18 protein-coding genes are annotated in these 14,256 nt (G+C 66.8%); 15 read left to right on the top strand and 3 right to left on the bottom strand.

What is annotated here, in order from left to right; genetic code table 11:
• The first annotated feature begins 42 nt into the window (after positions 1 to 42).
• From ROH8110_RS07325 to ROH8110_RS07285, 9 genes are all read left to right on the top strand, one after another.
• Positions 43 to 273: a DUF6732 family protein gene (locus tag ROH8110_RS07325; RefSeq protein ID WP_085817129.1), complete on the top strand. Its 231-nt coding sequence runs from the start codon at positions 43 to 45 to the stop codon at positions 271 to 273.
• The gene (locus tag ROH8110_RS07320) at positions 270 to 1,535 is read left to right on the top strand and encodes a sirohydrochlorin chelatase (protein WP_085817128.1); all 1,266 of its coding nucleotides are present in this window, start codon (positions 270 to 272) and stop codon (positions 1,533 to 1,535) included. The genes ROH8110_RS07325 and ROH8110_RS07320 overlap by 4 nt, the downstream gene beginning before the upstream one ends.
• Before the next feature lie 72 nt (positions 1,536 to 1,607).
• Positions 1,608 to 2,246: a precorrin-8X methylmutase gene (locus ROH8110_RS07315; protein WP_085817127.1), complete on the top strand. Its 639-nt coding sequence runs from the start codon at positions 1,608 to 1,610 to the stop codon at positions 2,244 to 2,246.
• Between the two features lie 69 nt (positions 2,247 to 2,315).
• Positions 2,316 to 3,518: a precorrin-6y C5,15-methyltransferase (decarboxylating) subunit CbiE gene (gene cbiE, locus ROH8110_RS07310; RefSeq protein WP_085817783.1), complete on the top strand. Its 1,203-nt coding sequence runs from the start codon at positions 2,316 to 2,318 to the stop codon at positions 3,516 to 3,518.
• Positions 3,519 to 3,597: 79 nt separating this feature from the next.
• Entirely contained in the window at positions 3,598 to 4,299 is a 702-nt protein-coding gene (gene cobI, locus ROH8110_RS07305) for a precorrin-2 C(20)-methyltransferase (RefSeq protein WP_085817126.1), read from the top strand.
• Positions 4,290 to 6,098 carry a precorrin-3B C(17)-methyltransferase gene (gene cobJ / locus ROH8110_RS07300; protein WP_085817125.1) on the top strand — a complete coding sequence of 603 codons (1,809 nt, stop codon included), beginning with the start codon at positions 4,290 to 4,292 and terminating at the stop codon, positions 6,096 to 6,098. The genes cobI and cobJ overlap by 10 nt, the downstream gene beginning before the upstream one ends.
• A gap of 34 nt (positions 6,099 to 6,132) precedes the next feature.
• Positions 6,133 to 6,906, top strand: coding sequence for a precorrin-4 C(11)-methyltransferase (cobM, locus tag ROH8110_RS07295; RefSeq protein ID WP_085817124.1), 774 nt, complete (start codon positions 6,133 to 6,135; stop codon positions 6,904 to 6,906).
• Between the two features lie 84 nt (positions 6,907 to 6,990).
• Positions 6,991 to 7,341 carry a hypothetical protein gene (locus tag ROH8110_RS07290; protein ID WP_085817782.1) on the top strand — a complete coding sequence of 117 codons (351 nt, stop codon included), beginning with the start codon at positions 6,991 to 6,993 and terminating at the stop codon, positions 7,339 to 7,341.
• A gap of 20 nt (positions 7,342 to 7,361) precedes the next feature.
• Positions 7,362 to 7,952 (top strand): AAA family ATPase, encoded by a 591-nt coding sequence (locus ROH8110_RS07285; protein WP_306372204.1) that lies wholly within the window; start codon positions 7,362 to 7,364, stop codon positions 7,950 to 7,952.
• 50 nt (positions 7,953 to 8,002) lie between these two features.
• On the opposite strand, the gene ROH8110_RS07280 is transcribed toward ROH8110_RS07285, so the two are convergent.
• Both ROH8110_RS07280 and ROH8110_RS07275 read right to left on the bottom strand, forming a co-directional pair.
• A complete protein-coding gene (locus tag ROH8110_RS07280; RefSeq protein WP_085817780.1) occupies positions 8,003 to 8,542 on the bottom strand; it encodes a DUF3833 domain-containing protein in 540 nt (179 codons plus the stop codon).
• 83 nt (positions 8,543 to 8,625) lie between these two features.
• Complete coding sequence (locus ROH8110_RS07275) at positions 8,626 to 9,798, bottom strand: MalY/PatB family protein (protein ID WP_085817123.1); 1,173 nt, start codon at positions 9,796 to 9,798, stop codon at positions 8,626 to 8,628.
• A 256-nt stretch (positions 9,799 to 10,054) separates the two neighbouring features.
• On the opposite strand from ROH8110_RS07275, the gene def (ROH8110_RS07270) reads away from it, so the two are divergent.
• The 5 genes from def (ROH8110_RS07270) to ROH8110_RS07250 are packed head-to-tail and all read left to right on the top strand — an operon-like array spanning position 10,055 to position 12,512.
• Positions 10,055 to 10,579, top strand: a complete 525-nt coding sequence (gene def, locus ROH8110_RS07270) for a peptide deformylase (RefSeq protein WP_085817122.1) — start codon at positions 10,055 to 10,057, stop codon at positions 10,577 to 10,579.
• A gap of 3 nt (positions 10,580 to 10,582) precedes the next feature.
• On the top strand, positions 10,583 to 11,080 hold the full coding sequence (gene def, locus ROH8110_RS07265; protein ID WP_085817121.1) for a peptide deformylase: 498 nt from the start codon (positions 10,583 to 10,585) through the stop codon (positions 11,078 to 11,080).
• Between the two features lie 13 nt (positions 11,081 to 11,093).
• Positions 11,094 to 11,999, top strand: a complete 906-nt coding sequence (gene fmt / locus ROH8110_RS07260; protein ID WP_085817120.1) for a methionyl-tRNA formyltransferase — start codon at positions 11,094 to 11,096, stop codon at positions 11,997 to 11,999.
• Between the two features lie 15 nt (positions 12,000 to 12,014).
• A complete protein-coding gene (locus ROH8110_RS07255) occupies positions 12,015 to 12,257 on the top strand; it encodes a hypothetical protein (RefSeq protein ID WP_085817119.1) in 243 nt (80 codons plus the stop codon).
• A 12-nt stretch (positions 12,258 to 12,269) separates the two neighbouring features.
• Positions 12,270 to 12,512, top strand: a complete 243-nt coding sequence (locus ROH8110_RS07250) for a GlsB/YeaQ/YmgE family stress response membrane protein (protein ID WP_085817118.1) — start codon at positions 12,270 to 12,272, stop codon at positions 12,510 to 12,512.
• Position 12,513: 1 nt separating this feature from the next.
• Here ROH8110_RS07250 and ROH8110_RS07245 read toward each other — a convergent pair whose 3' ends face one another.
• The gene (locus ROH8110_RS07245; protein ID WP_085817117.1) at positions 12,514 to 13,035 is read right to left on the bottom strand and encodes a winged helix DNA-binding protein; all 522 of its coding nucleotides are present in this window, start codon (positions 13,033 to 13,035) and stop codon (positions 12,514 to 12,516) included.
• A 199-nt stretch (positions 13,036 to 13,234) separates the two neighbouring features.
• Here ROH8110_RS07245 and ROH8110_RS07240 point away from each other — a divergent pair, with 199 nt between their 5' ends.
• Positions 13,235 to 14,200, top strand: coding sequence for a TRAP transporter substrate-binding protein (locus ROH8110_RS07240; RefSeq protein WP_370738115.1), 966 nt, complete (start codon positions 13,235 to 13,237; stop codon positions 14,198 to 14,200).
• Positions 14,201 to 14,256 lie beyond the last annotated feature (56 nt).

The following is a 14,256-nucleotide window of genomic DNA, read 5'->3' as shown; positions in this document are numbered from 1 at the left end:
CCGGTGCGCGACGGGCGAATGCCGGGAAAAGGGGAGAGACCCATGCGAAACCTGATCTGTGCCGCCGCCCTCGTGGCGGGAACGCCCGCGCTGGCCCATCCGGGCCATCTGAGCGAAGTCGCGGGCCACGGTCACTGGCTCGGCGCGGCGGCGATCGGCGCGGCCATCGCGATCGGGCTCTGGGCCGGGCTGCGGGGGCGCAAGGACGCTGCCGAGAACGACGCGGCCGGGGCGCAGGACGGCGCCGGCGACGACGAAGCCCAGGAGGCATGAGCATGGAGAACGGCGCGGAAAAGACCGGGGTGATGATCTGCGGGCATGGCTCGCGCAGCCAGTCGGCGGTGGATGAATTCGCCACCCTCGCCGACAAGCTGCCTGCCCATCTGCCTCCAGACTGGCAGGTGGAATACGGTTATCTCGAATTCGCCAACCCGGTGATCCGCGACGGTCTCGACCGGCTGCGCGATGCGGGATGCAGCCGGATCCTGGCGGTGCCGGGGATGCTGTTTGCCGCGATGCATTCCAAGAACGACATCCCGACGGTGCTCAACTCCTACGGCGCCGAGCACGGGATCGACATCCGCTACGGGCGCGAACTCGGTGTCGACCCCAAGATGGTCGCCGCCGCGGCCGCGCGTATCCGCGAGGCGGTGGCGCAGGCCGACAGCGAAGACGGCGAGGTGGCGCTGCATGACACCTGCCTTGTGGTGATCGGGCGCGGCGCATCGGACCCGGACGCCAACAGCAATGTCGCCAAGATCGCCCGGCTCTTGCAGGAAGGGATCGGTTTCGGCTGGTGCGAGACCGGCTATTCCGGCGTTACCTTTCCGCTGGTCGCGCCCTGCCTCGAGCATGTGGCGAAGCTGGGTTACCGGCGGGTGGTGGTGTTTCCCTATTTCCTCTTTTCGGGGATCCTGATCGACCGCATCTACGGCTTTACCGATCAGGTCGCGGCGGCCCATCCCGAGATCACCTTCGTCAAGGCGGGGTATCTCGGGGATCATCCCAAGGTGCTGGAAACCTTCGCTGAACGCGTGCGCGAACAGGCCGGCGCCAACCCGCCGCCCAATTGCGCCACCTGCCAGTATCGCACCCAGATACTGGCGATCGGCGGCGAACCCCCGCGCGAGATCACGCCCGAACAGCGCGCCGCCTTCGCCGCAGCGCGCGGCGCGGGTCATCCCGCCTTCAGCGACGTGCCGCCGCCCACCTGCGTGATGTGCAAATATCGCGTTGCGGTGCCGGGGTTCGAGGCCGAGCTGGGCGCGGTGCAGGAAAGCCATCACCACCATGTCGAAGGCCAGGGCGCCAGCGCGCCAGGCTCGAACGTGGCGGATTGCAAGCTGTGCGATACGTTCTGCACCGGGCTTTGCCGCCTCGAGATGCAGGATCATCATCACCACCATCATCATCACGATCACCACCACCACGACGGCGATCACGGCCATCACCACGACCATCATCACCACCACGCGCAATATCCCCACGCGGATCACCCCTTGGGGCCGCAAAGCGCGCGCAAGGCGCGGGGGTGACGGGGCTTCATCTTGCCTCAAATACTCCCGCCGGAGGCTCCCGCACCATCCACACAGAGCAAAGGCCGATCATTGCGCCCCTATGAAAAGACCCCTTCGGCGATCTATGCCCAGAGCTTCGCCACCGTGCGCCGCGAGGCGCGGCTGGATCGCTTTTCTCCCGGCATGGAGGCGCTGGCGATCCGCGTGATCCATGCCTGCGGCATGGTCGAGGTGGCGGACCGGCTGGATTTCTCGCCGCTGGCCGATGCGGCGGGTCGCGCGGCGCTGGCGGCGGGGGCGAAGATCCTGTGCGACTGCGAGATGGTGGGCGCGGGCATCATCCGCCGTCACCTGCCGCGGGACAACGAGGTGATCGTCACCCTGAACGATCCGCGTGTGCCGGGGATCGCCGCCGGGATCGGCAATACCCGTTCGGCGGCGGCGGTGGAGCTCTGGGCGGATCACCTCGAGGGTGCTGTGGTGGTGATCGGCAATGCGCCGACGGCGCTGTTTCATCTGCTCGAACTGCTGGACGAGGGCGCGCCGAAACCGGCGCTGATCCTGGGCTTCCCGGTGGGGTTCGTGGGGGCGGCGGAAAGCAAGGCGGAACTGGCCGCGCGTCCGCGCGGCTGCGATTTCGTGACCCTGCGCGGCCGGCGCGGGGGGTCGGCGATGGCGAGTGCTGCGCTCAATGCGCTGGCGGCGGGCCTGCCCGAGGACATATCATGAGAGCGGCGCCAGGGGCAGCAAAGGGCGGTGCGCCCTGTGCGGGGCGCGCGTGCAACGGAGGGACGGGAGATGGCTGAGGCGTGGTTGCATGTGGTCGGGATCGGCGAGGATGGCATGGAGGGGCTCTTGCCCGCCACCCGCGCGGTCGTCGAGGCGGCGGAAATCATCATCGGCGGCGAGCGCCATCACGCCCTGTCGGACAGTGTCGGCGCCGAGCGCATCGCCTGGCCGTCGCCTTTCGATGCGCTGATCGACCAGCTTAGGTCGCTGCGCGGGCGGCGCGTCGTGGTGCTGGCGACGGGCGATCCGCTGTGGTTCTCGGTGGGTGCGCGGATCGGCCGGGCAATCGACCCTGCCGAGATCGTCTATCACCCGCAACTGTCGGCCTTTCAGCTGGCGGCGGCGCGGATGGGCTGGTCATTGGCCGATGTCGAGACGCTGACCGTCCATGGCCGTCCGGTCGAGCAGATGATCGCCTTCATCCAGCCCGATGCGCGGCTGTTGATCCTGACCACGGGCGCGGAGACGCCGGGACGGATCGCCGAGTTCCTGACCGAGCGCGGCTTCGGGCGCGCCAGGATGACGGTGCTGGCCAATATGGGCGGTGCGGGCGAGGCGCGTTTCGACGGGCTGGCCGAAAGCTGGGATCATGCGGTGCCGGATTTCAATACGCTGGCGGTGGATTGCGTGGCGGCGCCGGATGCGGCCCTGTTGCCGCGTGTGCCGGGTCTGCCGGATGCGCTGTTCCAGCATGACGGCACCATGACCAAGCAGGAGGTGCGCGCCGCCACGCTCGCCAAGCTCATGCCGATGCGCGGCGCGCTGTTGTGGGATATCGGCACCGGCTGCGGTTCGGTGGCGGTGGAGTGGATGCGCGGCGCGCGCTATGCCCGCGCGATTGGCATCGAGCCGCGCGCCGACCGGCGCGCCATGGCCGCCGCCAATGCGCTGGCTCTGGGCGCGCCCAAGCTGGAACTGATCGACGGGCGGGTGCCCGAGGCGCTGGCCGGGCTGGCGCCGCCCGATGCCGTCTTTATCGGCGGCGGTCTCAGCCGCGAGACGTTCGAGGCCGCCTGGGAGGCGCTGCGCCCGCTGGGGCGGCTGGTCTGCAATGCCGTCACGCTGGAAAGCGAGGCGCTGCTTCTGGCGCTTTACAAGGAGCGGGGCGGGCAACTGGTGAAGCTCATGGTCAACCGCGCCGAGCCGGTGGGCAGCATGACGGGCTGGCGGCCGCTGATGCCGGTCACCCAGTGGAGCCTGGTGAAGCGATGATCGGGTGGTGGCGCGCGGGGCAGGCGGCGGACGCCTCCGGCGGGAGTATTTCCGGCAAGGTGAAGCCGGGGAACAGGCCATGAGTGCCGTGCTTTATGGTGTCGGGCTGGGGCCGGGGGATCCTGATCTCATGACCCTGCGCGCCCATCGCCTGATCGCGGGGGCGGATGTGATCGCCTATCCGAGCCTTGCGGGGGGCGCGAGTTTCGCCCGCGCCATCGCGGCGGCGGCGATCCGGCCGGGGGCGGAGGAGATCGTGATGGAGGTGCCGATGAGCACCGCGCGCGCCCCGGCCCAGGCGGCCTATGACACGGGCGCGGCGCGGATCGCCAAGGTGCTCGATTCGGGGCGTGACGTGGTCTGTCTTTGCGAGGGCGACCCGTTCTTTTATGGCTCGTTCATGTATCTTTTCGCGCGTCTTGCGGCGCGTTACCGGGTGGAGGTGGTGCCGGGGGTGACGTCGCTGACGGCCTGCGCGGCCCGCGCCGCGATGCCGCTGGTGGCGCGCAACGAGCGGCTGACGGTCCTGCCGGGGCCATTGCCCGAGGATGAGCTGCGCGCCCGCATCGAGGGCGCGGAAAGCGTGGCGATCATGAAGGTGGGGCGTCACATGGCCAAGATCCGCGGCGTGATCGAGGCCTTGGGCCTGACGGCGCGGGCGGTCTATGTGGAGCGCGCGAGCCTGCCCCAGGAGGTGGTCTGCCCGCTGTCCGAAGCGCCAGACGATGCGCCGTATTTCTCGATGATCCTGCTGGTAAAGGGGGGCGACCCGTGGCTGTGAAACCTGTGGTTCTGGCGTTGAGCCGGTCGGGAGAGGCGGTGGCGCATCGCGTGGCCCGGGATCTGGGCGCCGCCTTGCATGGGCGCGAGGGGCGGGTGGATCACGCGGATGCCTGGTTTCCCGATGCGCTGGCGCATGTCCGCGACCTGTTCGCCGCCGGGGTGCCGGTGGTGGGGGTCTGCGCCAGCGGTATCCTGATCCGGGCGGTCGCGCCGCTTCTGTGTGAAAAGCGTGTCGAGCCGCCGGTCCTGTCGGTGAGCGATGACGGGTCGGTGGTGGTGCCGCTGTTGGGCGGGCATCGCGGTGCCAACCGGCTGGCGGCGCGGATCGCCGAGGGCCTTGGCGCGCAGGCGGCGGTGACGACGGCGGGCGATGTGGCGATGGGGGTTGCGCTTGATGCGCCGCCCGAGGGGTATCGGCTGGCCAATCCCGAGGATGCGAAAGCGGCGATGGCGTCGATGCTGGCGGGCGAGGGTGTACGTGTGATCGGCGAGGATATCCTTGGCATCGGGGGCGATGTCCACGGCCAGGTCGAGCTGGTGGTGAGCGAGGCGCCCGAGGCGGGCGATGCGAAACGGCTGGTCTATCATCCGCAGCGCTTCGTGCTGGGTCTCGGATGCGCGCGCAATTGCGACCCTGCCCAGATGTGGGCGCTGGCCGAGGCCACGCTTGCGGAGGCCGGGATCGCGCCGGGAGCGGTGGCCTGTGTCGCCTCGATCGACCTCAAGGCGGACGAACCCGCGATCAACGCGGTGGCGGCGCGGTTGGGTGTGCCCTTGCGGCTGTTTGATGCCGGGACGCTCGAGGCCGAGGCGGGGCGGCTGGCGAACCCCTCGGAGGTCGTGTTCGCCGAGGTGGGCTGTCATGGCGTGGCCGAGGGCGCGGTGCTGGCGGCGGGCACGGAGCTGGCGGTGGAGAAGCGCAAGAGCGCCAATGCCACCTGTGCGCTGGGGCGCGCGGATCAGCCGATCGTGGCGATGCCGGGGCGCGCGCGCGGGCGGTTGAGCGTGGTCGGCATCGGCCCCGGACAGGCATCGTGGCGCACGCCCGAGGCCTCGCGCCTGATTGCCGAGGCCGACGAGCTGGTGGGCTATGGCTTGTATATCGACCTGTTGGGGCCGCTGGCGGCGGGCAAGGCGCGGAGCGATTTCCCGCTGGGCGGCGAGGAGGCGCGCTGCCGTCATGCGCTGGAACGCGCCGGTGAGGGGCGCAACGTGGCGCTGGTCTGTTCGGGGGATGCGGGGATCTATGCGATGGGGGCGCTGGTGTTCGAGCTGCTGGACAGGGGCACACAGGCGCAGGGCGTGAGCGATGCGGCGCGGCGCGTCGAGGTGGTCTGTTCGCCCGGTGTGTCGGCCCTGCAGGGCGCGGCGGCGCGGGCCGGTGCGCCCTTGGGGCATGATTTCTGCACCATCAGCCTGAGCGATCTGTTGACCCCGCGCGAGGATATCCTGCGCCGTTTGCGCGCCGCCGCCGAGGGGGATTTCGTGATCGCCTTCTACAACCCGGTCTCCCGGACACGGCGCACCCTGTTGGCCGAGGCGCGTGATATCCTGCTGGCGCATCGTCCGGGCGATACGCCGGTGATGCTGGCGACCTCATTGGGGCGGTCCGAGGAACATCTGCGCTATCGGCGGCTGGATGCGCTGGAGGTGGACGAGGTGGACATGCTGACCGTGGTCCTGGTGGGGTCGAGCCAGTCGCGGCTGGCCGAACTGGGCGAGGGGGCGCGGATGTTCACGCCGCGCGGCTATGCGCGCAAGATCGACGGCGATCTGGCGGCGGGCGGCACGACATGAGTATTTCAGGCAAGATGAAGCGAGGGGTGCGGCGATGACCGTCTATTTCATCGGGGCGGGGCCGGGCGACCCGGAATTGCTGACACGCAAGGCGGAGCGGGTGATCGGGGAATGCCCGGTCTGCATCTATGCCGGGAGCCTTGTGCCTGAGGAGGTGGTGGGCTGTGCGCCGGAGGGGGCGCTGGTGATGGACAGCGCGGCGATGACGCTGGACGAAACCCATGCGGCGATCCGCGTGGCCCATGAAAAGGGGCAGGACGTGGCGCGGGTGCATTCGGGCGATCCGTCGCTTTATGGCGCCATCGCCGAGCAGATCCGGCGCTTGCGGGCAGAGGGCATCGATTATCGTATCATTCCCGGCGTGCCGGCCTATGCGGCGGCGGCGGCGGCGCTGGGACAGGAGCTGACGGTGCCGGAGGTGGCGCAGTCCATCGTGCTGACACGGGTGTCGATGAAGTCGACCTCGATGCCTGCGCGCGAGACGTTGGAGAATTTCGCCCTGAGCGGCGCGACGCTGGCGATTCATCTCGGCGTGCGGGCGATGCGTGAGATCGAGCGCGCGCTCATTCCCCATTACGGTGCGGATTGCCCGGTGGTGGTGGCCTGTCGCGTGGGCTGGCCGGACGAGCTGTTCATTCGCGGCACGCTTGCCGATATCCGCGAGAAGGTGCGCGCCGAGAAGATCACGCGCACCGCGCTGATTCTGGTGGGACCGGTATTGGGCGACATCGCGGATTTCAGGGAGAGCGCGCTTTACGATCCCGCGCATCCGCATGTCTTGCGCCCGAAAGCGACCGCGCGGCGCTGATTTGCGAGTATGGGATGCAACTTTTTACGTGACGGTTACGTTTTGCTGCGACAGACTGGAGCGGTATTGGAAAGAAGCGTGATCATGACGACATATTTACCCCCCGATGTTCAGGCGGGCCTGGATGAGGCGCGCAAGAAAGGCTGGAAGGCGAGCCACCGTTTGCGGGTGCGCGCCGGTGAGGAGGTCTATCGCGTGCTGCGCGCCTGGGACGGCGGTTTCGCGCTGGAGGCCGAGACCGCACCGCATCTGCGCGGGCTGGTCGATCTTTACGATGGTCCCAAGCACCTGTCGCAATGCCTGATCGTGGCCACGGAGGAAGACGGCGGCGAGATGCGATTCGAGCTCAAGCGCGTGACCGAGGCCAGCGAACGCCAGCCGGTGGATTTCGTGCGCGACCCGGAGGCGCCAGTCGCGCTGATCGCCAAGGATTGAGGCCACGCCGCAGCAGGCTGATGCTGGCCGATACGTATCTTGCAAGAGCGGCATGGAAGGAACGCGTGATGCGCGGTGACGGCGAGAGTCGGCACGTCATCCTGTCGGGATGTTCGGGCGGCGGAAAGTCGACCTTGCTGGCCGAGTTGGGGCGGCGCGGTTTCGGCACCGTCGAGGAACCCGGCAGACGGATCGTCGCAGAGGAACTCTGCGGTGAAGGCGAGGCGCTGCCATGGGTCGACCTTGCCGCCTTTGCGCGGCGCGCCATCGAGATGGCAGAGGATGACCGGAAGCGTTTGAAGCAATCAGACGGTTGGGTCTTTTTCGACCGCGGGCTGGTGGACGCGGCGTTGACGCTGGAACATGCAACAGGGCTGGCGGCGACCGAAACCCTTGCGGGGCGAAGCCCCTTTCACAGGAAGGTCTTTCTGACGCCGCCCTGGCCGGAAATCTACCGGACGGACAGGGAGCGACAGCACGCCATGGCGGAGAGCATCGCGGAGTATCATCGGCTGCTCGATGGCTTTGACCGGCTCGGTTACGAGACCATCATCCTGCCGAAGACCGACGTCGCGGCCCGCGTCACATTCGTTCTCGACAGACTGTGCTGAGCGCCGAAGGTTCAGATCCGCTAACGCGGAGCGGGTCTGTTCCGGCGCCGTCAGGGCTGCTTTTCAAAGATGATGATGACCGAGCCCAGCGTCACGCCCGCCTTGCGCATATAGGCGCGGTTCAGGACGCGGGTATCGGAGAGCTGCCACATCCAGTCATCGAAATGCACCCGCGTGGTGCCGTCGCGCGTGGGCAGGTCGATCAGGTAGGTCCAGTTGAAGGTATCGCCCTTTTCGGTGCCGCGCGCGGTGCCGATCACGCCGGGGGCACTGCCTTCCCAGCTTTCGGGGCCGGTCTGGCGCAGGGTCCAAATGCGCTGTTCGGCGCTGCCGTCGGCATAGGTGAAATCCTCGGTCAGGGTGAGGGTTTCGCCGTCCCATGTGCCGTCGATCTGCACCTCGAAGCGGCGCCGGACGGTGCCGAAGCGGTCCTGGAACTGGCCATGCGCCACGGTCGTACCCGCGAAGAATTCCTGCAGTTCAAAATCGCGGCTGCTGAGGGCGGGATCATCGAGCGACGGGCGCCCCGTGCAGGCGGCCAAAAGGGTGAGGGCGGCAAGGCCGAAAACTGTGGCGAGGGCGCGGATCATCGATGACTCCGATTGCGTGCTTCGCGCCATAGCTAGGCCGCGGCGCGCGCAGGGCAAGAGCCGGGCGCGCCGCGGTCCCGGTATCATTGCAGGTCGGCGAAGGCCTCTTGCAGGCGGGAGACGGCCTCTTGCACGCGGGCGCGGGGGGTGGCCAGGTTGAAGCGCAGGAAGCTTTCGCCGCCAGTGCCGAAGGTGGCGCCGTGATTGACCGCGATGCGGGCATCCTTTTCGACACGGGCGGTGAAGTCGCCCGCATCCATGCCGGTGCCCGCGAAATCGACCCAAGCGAGATAGGTGGCCTCGAGCGGCATCGAGGCGAGGCCGGGGATCGTGGCGATCCCGGCATCAAAGAGCCGCCGGTTGCCATCGAGATACTGCGTCAGCGCATCGACCCATTGCGCGCCCTCGGTGGAATAGGCGGCCTCGGCCATGACGAGACCGAAGGAGTTGGGCGACATGCCAAGCGCGCCCATGCGGGCGGCGAAACGGGCGCGCAGGGCCTCGTCGGCAATGATGACATTGCCGGAATGCGCCCCGGCGATGTTGAAGGTCTTGGTGGTGGCGGTCATCATCACCAGCCGGTCGGCGATGCGGTCATCCACCAGCGGCATGGCGATATGGGAGTGGTCGGGCATGACGAGGTCGTGGTGGATCTCGTCCGAGACCAGGATGAGGTCATGGCGGCGGGCGAAATCGGCGACGCCCTGAAGTTCCTCGCGGGTCCAGACGCGGCCGCCGGGATTGTGGGGCGAGCAGAGGATGAGCATCTTTTCCGAGCCGTCGAGCATGTCGTCATAGGCGTCGAAATCCATGACGTAGCGGCCGTTTTCGGTGGCCAGCGGGCATTCCACCACGCGCCGTCCCGCCGCTTTGATGACGCGGGCGAAGGAATGGTAGACGGGGGTGAAGAGCACCACGCCGTCGCCCGGTTCGCTGAAGGCGTCGACGCAGAGGCCGGTGCCGTTGACGAGGCCGTGGGTGGTGAAGACCCATTCAGGTTCGACCCGCCAGCCGTGGCGTTCCTGCATCCACCAGCGGATGGCGGAGAGGTAGCTGCGATCATCGCCGTAATAGCCGTAGATGCCGTGATCGACCATGCCCTGCAGCGCGTCCGAGATGCATTGCGGCGGCTGGAAATCCATGTCGGCGACCCACATCGGGATGCCGTCGCTGGCGGGGACGCCATAGATCTTTTCCATCATGTCCCATTTCTGGGAGTGGGTGCCGTGGCGGTCGATGATGCGGTCGAAATCCATGCGGGTCTCCTTGCTGGTTCTGCGGGCAGGCTATACGCTGTTGGCGCGAGGGTGTAGGGCGGATGCTACGGCGACGGATATTCTGATATTATGCGTCTGATTGGAAGGGTGTTCTGTTCTATAGTTCAAGAACGGGACAACGTTCTATTGGTGTTTGAATAAATGGGACAATATTCCTTGCGGGGGTGTCCGCACCACGACCTGCCGAAAGATTGGCCCATTGCGCGGCCAGCGGGCATGACCTAAATCCTCCCGCATGATACGGCCCATTCTGATCCACCCCGATCCGCGCCTCAAACGGATCTGCACGCCTGTCGACGATCTGTCGGACGGGTTGCGCGCGCTGGCCGATGACATGCTGCAAACCATGTATGATGCGCCGGGCATCGGGCTGGCGGCGCCGCAGGTCGGGGTGATGGACCGGCTGATCGTCATGGATTGCGTCAAGGAAGAGGGCGAGGCACCGCGCCCGCTGGTGATGTTCAACCCCGAGATCCTGGCCGCGTCGGACGAGACCAATGTCTATGAGGAAGGCTGCCTTTCGATCCCGGAGCAGTATGCCGAGGTCACGCGACCGAGTGCCGTGGACGTGCGCTGGATCGACCGGGACGGCAACGAGCGGCAGGAGACGTTCGACGGGCTGTGGGCGACCTGCGTGCAGCATGAGATCGACCACCTGAACGGCAAGCTGTTCATTGATTACCTGGGGCCGATGAAGCGGCAGATGATCACAAGGCGAATGCAGAAGCTGAAGCGCGAGCAGGCGAAGGCGAGGGCCTGAGCCATGACCGTGCGCCGCTGTCTTGCATGGCCGGACCGGCGGTTGCGCGCCCGCGCCGAACCGGTCGAGGCGATCAGCGACGAGATCCGCGCCATTTGGGACGACATGATCGACACGATGGAGGCGATGCCGGGCGTCGGGCTGGCGGCGCCGCAGATCGGGGTGATGCAGCGCCTTGCGGTCGTGGATGCCAGTGACAGGCGCGGGCAGGCGGTGCGCATGGCCAATCCCGAGATCCTTCATGCCAGCATCGAGCTGCGCGCCCATGAGGAAGCCAGCCCGAACCTGCCGGGTGTCTCGGCGCAGGTGAAGCGCCCGCGCGCGGTAACGGTGCGGTTCATGAATACCGAAGGCGAGACCGAGGAGCGCGATTTCATCGGGCTCTGGGCGACCAGCGTGCAGCACCAGATCGACCATCTGGAGGGCAGGATGTATTTCGACCGGCTGAGCAAGGTCAGGCGCGACATGCTGTTGCGCAAGGCGAAGAAACTGGCGGGATAGGGCAGGCGAAGCGATGCGCGTGATTTTCATGGGAACGCCGGATTTCTCGGTGCCGGTGCTGGAGGCGCTGGTGGCGGCGGGGCACGAGGTGGCGGCGGTCTATTGCCAGCCGCCGCGCCGGGCCGGGCGCGGCAAGCAGGCGCGTCCGACCCCGGTCCATGCGCGGGCGCTGGAACTTGGCCTTGAGGTGCGCCATCCCGAGAGCCTCAAAGACGCGGTCGCGCAGGCCGATTTCGCCGCGCTTGATGCGGATGTGGCGGTGGTGGTGGCCTATGGTCTGATCCTGCCGCAGGCGGTTCTGGATGCGCCGCGCCAAGGGTGCGTCAATATCCATGCGAGCCTGTTGCCGCGCTGGCGCGGGGCCGCGCCGATCCATCGCGCGATCATGGCGGGGGACCGCGAAACCGGCATCTGCATCATGCAGATGGAGGCGGGACTGGATACCGGGCCGGTGCTGTTGCGCCGCGCCACCGCGATCGGCCCCGAGGAAACCACCGGCGAATTGCATGACCGGCTGTCGAAGATGGGCGCCGAGGCGATCATCGAGGCATTGGCGCAACTGGATCACCTGACGCCCGAGCCTCAGCCCGTGGCGGGTGTCACCTATGCCGCGAAGATCGATAAATCCGAGGCGCGCATCGACTGGACCCGGCCCGCCGCGGAGGTGGACGCGCAGATCAGGGGCCTGTCGCCCTTTCCGGGCGCGTGGGTCGAGCACGAGGGCGCGCGCATCAAGCTGCTGGGCTCAAGCATCGCCGAAGGGCAGGGCGCGCCGGGTGAGGTTCTGGATGACCGGCTGACCGTGGCCTGCGGCAGCGGCGCGGTCAGGATTTCGCGCTTGCAACGGGCCGGGCGGGCGGCGCAGGATGCCGAAAGTTTCCTGCTGGGGCATGCGCTGCCGGTGGGTGCGCGCTTGTAATGGAAGGTTAGGGCCATGTTTCCGACGCTGATCGGCACGGTGGTGATTGCGGGCATCGTGGGCTACCTGTCGGAAAAGACGGGCTTTACGCGCAACGGCTATGTGCAATCCATCATCATCTGCGTGGGCGGCGCGTTCCTGTTCTATTTCCTGCGCATCATGTTCGGGATCCGGTTCGGCGCGCCGGGGGTGGATGCGGTGCTGTCGTCGATCGGCGCGTTGATCATCGTGCCGACCCATTGGCGGCGCAAGAGATAAGGAAGCAAGGCGATGAGCGTGGTCTACCTGATCATCATCGGCGCGGCGGCGGGTTTCCTGGCGACGCGGCTGATGCGGATGGAAACCGATATCGTCACCACCATCGCCATCGGCATCGCCGGGGCGCTGATCGGCGGGCTGGTGTTGCAGGTGATCCTGACGGTCGCCGGGCTGCTGGGCGGGCTGATCGGCGCGGTGCTGGGCGCCTTGCTGCTGATCTGGGCCTACCGGACCTATATCGCGCGCCGAAAATAGATCACAGCGAGGCCGCCGCGCGGCTGGCCTGATCGTATTGTCCCGAAAGCCCGCGCAGCACGCGGGCGAGCTGGCGCAGATCTTCGCCCGAGAGATCGCCACCCGACATCCCTTCGAGCAGGCATTGGCGGCGCACGTCCCGATAGGCCTGGCACAGCGCTGCACCATCGGGCGAGGTGCGATAGAACACCTCCTTGCCGCGTTTCTCGGTTTCGATCAGCCCGGCCTTGACGAGCTTGCGCAGCGCGTAATTGACGGTGTGGGTGTCCTCGATATTGAGCAGGAAGCAGATATCCGAAAGCCGCTTGTCGCGGTTGCGGTGATTGGTGTTGTGCAGGATCAGGATCTCCAGGGGGCTGAGATCGGAATGGCCGGACGCGGCCATGCAGCGCGTCATCCAGCGCGAAAAGGCGTTGAAGGCGATGATCAGGCCGAATTCGAGTTCGGACAATTCCCAGCCTTCGCCGTCGGCAAGATGGCGGGAAGAGACGATTCGCCGCCCGTCGGGTTTCTGTTCGCTCATGCGCTGCCCTTTCCTTGGCCGGTGCCGGAAAACGCCTGCGTTTCCCGCTAAGTCCCCCGGATGCCTTGAACCTTTGGCAAATGTCCAGAGCCCGGTCGCTTCTGTTGTAGACATCAGGATGACATAACGTTGACAAATTATCAACGTTATGCCTTCATGAGGTAATGATAATCAATGACAGGGAGTTTTCGAGATGAAGATGACACGCTATTTCACCGGCGCCGTAGCGGCGCTTGCCGGGATGGCCATGCAGGTTCAGGCCGAGGCATGGGACATGCCGACGCCCTATCCGGACGCCACCTTTCACACGGTGAATGTCCATGAATTCGCCAAGGACGTGAACGAGGCCACCGACGGCGCGCTGGAAATCAAGGTGCATTCCGCCGGGTCGCTGTTCAAACACCCCGAGATCAGCAAGGCCGTGCGCAGCGGGCAGGTGCCCGCGGGCGAGTTCTTTCTTTCGCTGCTGGCCAATGACAACCCGGTCTTCGGCGCGGATTCGCTGCCGTTCCTGGCGACCAGCTATGACCAGGCCGAGCGGCTTTGGGCGGCGCAGAAAGACGTGATTTCGGATCTTCTGGACGAGCAGGGCATGATGGTTCTTTATGCCGTGCCGTGGCCGCCGCAGGGGCTTTACACGACCAAAGAGATCACCTCGGTCGACGATCTGTCGGGGCTGAAGTTCCGCACATACAATGCCACGCTGGAAGAGTTCGCGAACCTTGCGGGTGCCGCGCCGACGCAGGTCGAGGTGCCCGACATTCCGCAGGCCTTCAGCACCGGGCGGGTCGAGGCGATGATCACCTCGCCCTCGACAGGTGCGAATTCCAAGGCCTGGGATTTCCTGTCGCATTACACCGACATCCAGGCATGGATTCCCAAGAACGTCGTGGTGGTCAACAAGCGTGCGTTCCAGCGTCTTGATGAAGGCGTTCAGCAGGCAGTGCTGGATGCGGCCGCCAAGGCCGAAACCCGCGGCTGGGAGATGAGCCGCGCCGAGACCGACGAAAAGGTCGCCATCCTCGAAGAGAACGGCATTACCGTGGTCGAGCCGAGCGATGAGCTGATGGAGGGTCTGCGCGATATCGGTGCGCAGATGCTGGAGAACTGGAAGGCCGATGCCGGCGATGCGGGTGCGGCTCTTCTGGATGCCTATCAGCAGTAAGCGGCGATGACATGCGCCCGGACGCCGCCAATGGTGTCCGGGCCGATCCCAGGGGA

It is taken from the genome of Roseovarius halotolerans, assembly GCF_900172255.1.
Taxonomy (GTDB): Bacteria; Pseudomonadota; Alphaproteobacteria; order Rhodobacterales; family Rhodobacteraceae; genus Roseovarius; species Roseovarius halotolerans.
Note: the sequence above shows the minus strand (reverse complement) of the source record. Positions and strands in the feature narration are given on the sequence as shown.

Bases quoted from the DNA above. Each gene is read 5' to 3' on its own strand.
- ROH8110_RS07325 (WP_085817129.1), top strand. From the start codon at position 43: ATGCGAAACCTGATCTGTGCCGCCGCCCTCGTGGCGGGAACGCCCGCG.
- ROH8110_RS07320 (WP_085817128.1), top strand. From the start codon at position 270: ATGAGCATGGAGAACGGCGCGGAAAAGACCGGGGTGATGATCTGCGGG.
- cbiE (WP_085817783.1), top strand. From the start codon at position 2,316: ATGGCTGAGGCGTGGTTGCATGTGGTCGGGATCGGCGAGGATGGCATG.
- cobI (WP_085817126.1), top strand. From the start codon at position 3,598: ATGAGTGCCGTGCTTTATGGTGTCGGGCTGGGGCCGGGGGATCCTGAT.
- cobM (WP_085817124.1), top strand. From the start codon at position 6,133: ATGACCGTCTATTTCATCGGGGCGGGGCCGGGCGACCCGGAATTGCTG.
- ROH8110_RS07290 (WP_085817782.1), top strand. From the start codon at position 6,991: ATGACGACATATTTACCCCCCGATGTTCAGGCGGGCCTGGATGAGGCG.
- ROH8110_RS07285 (WP_306372204.1), top strand. From the start codon at position 7,362: ATGCTGGCCGATACGTATCTTGCAAGAGCGGCATGGAAGGAACGCGTG.
- ROH8110_RS07280 (WP_085817780.1), bottom strand. From the start codon at position 8,542: ATGATCCGCGCCCTCGCCACAGTTTTCGGCCTTGCCGCCCTCACCCTT.
- ROH8110_RS07275 (WP_085817123.1), bottom strand. From the start codon at position 9,798: ATGGATTTCGACCGCATCATCGACCGCCACGGCACCCACTCCCAGAAA.
- def (WP_085817122.1), top strand. From the start codon at position 10,055: ATGATACGGCCCATTCTGATCCACCCCGATCCGCGCCTCAAACGGATC.
- def (WP_085817121.1), top strand. From the start codon at position 10,583: ATGACCGTGCGCCGCTGTCTTGCATGGCCGGACCGGCGGTTGCGCGCC.
- fmt (WP_085817120.1), top strand. From the start codon at position 11,094: ATGCGCGTGATTTTCATGGGAACGCCGGATTTCTCGGTGCCGGTGCTG.
- ROH8110_RS07255 (WP_085817119.1), top strand. From the start codon at position 12,015: ATGTTTCCGACGCTGATCGGCACGGTGGTGATTGCGGGCATCGTGGGC.
- ROH8110_RS07250 (WP_085817118.1), top strand. From the start codon at position 12,270: ATGAGCGTGGTCTACCTGATCATCATCGGCGCGGCGGCGGGTTTCCTG.
- ROH8110_RS07245 (WP_085817117.1), bottom strand. From the start codon at position 13,035: ATGAGCGAACAGAAACCCGACGGGCGGCGAATCGTCTCTTCCCGCCAT.
- ROH8110_RS07240 (WP_370738115.1), top strand. From the start codon at position 13,235: ATGACACGCTATTTCACCGGCGCCGTAGCGGCGCTTGCCGGGATGGCC.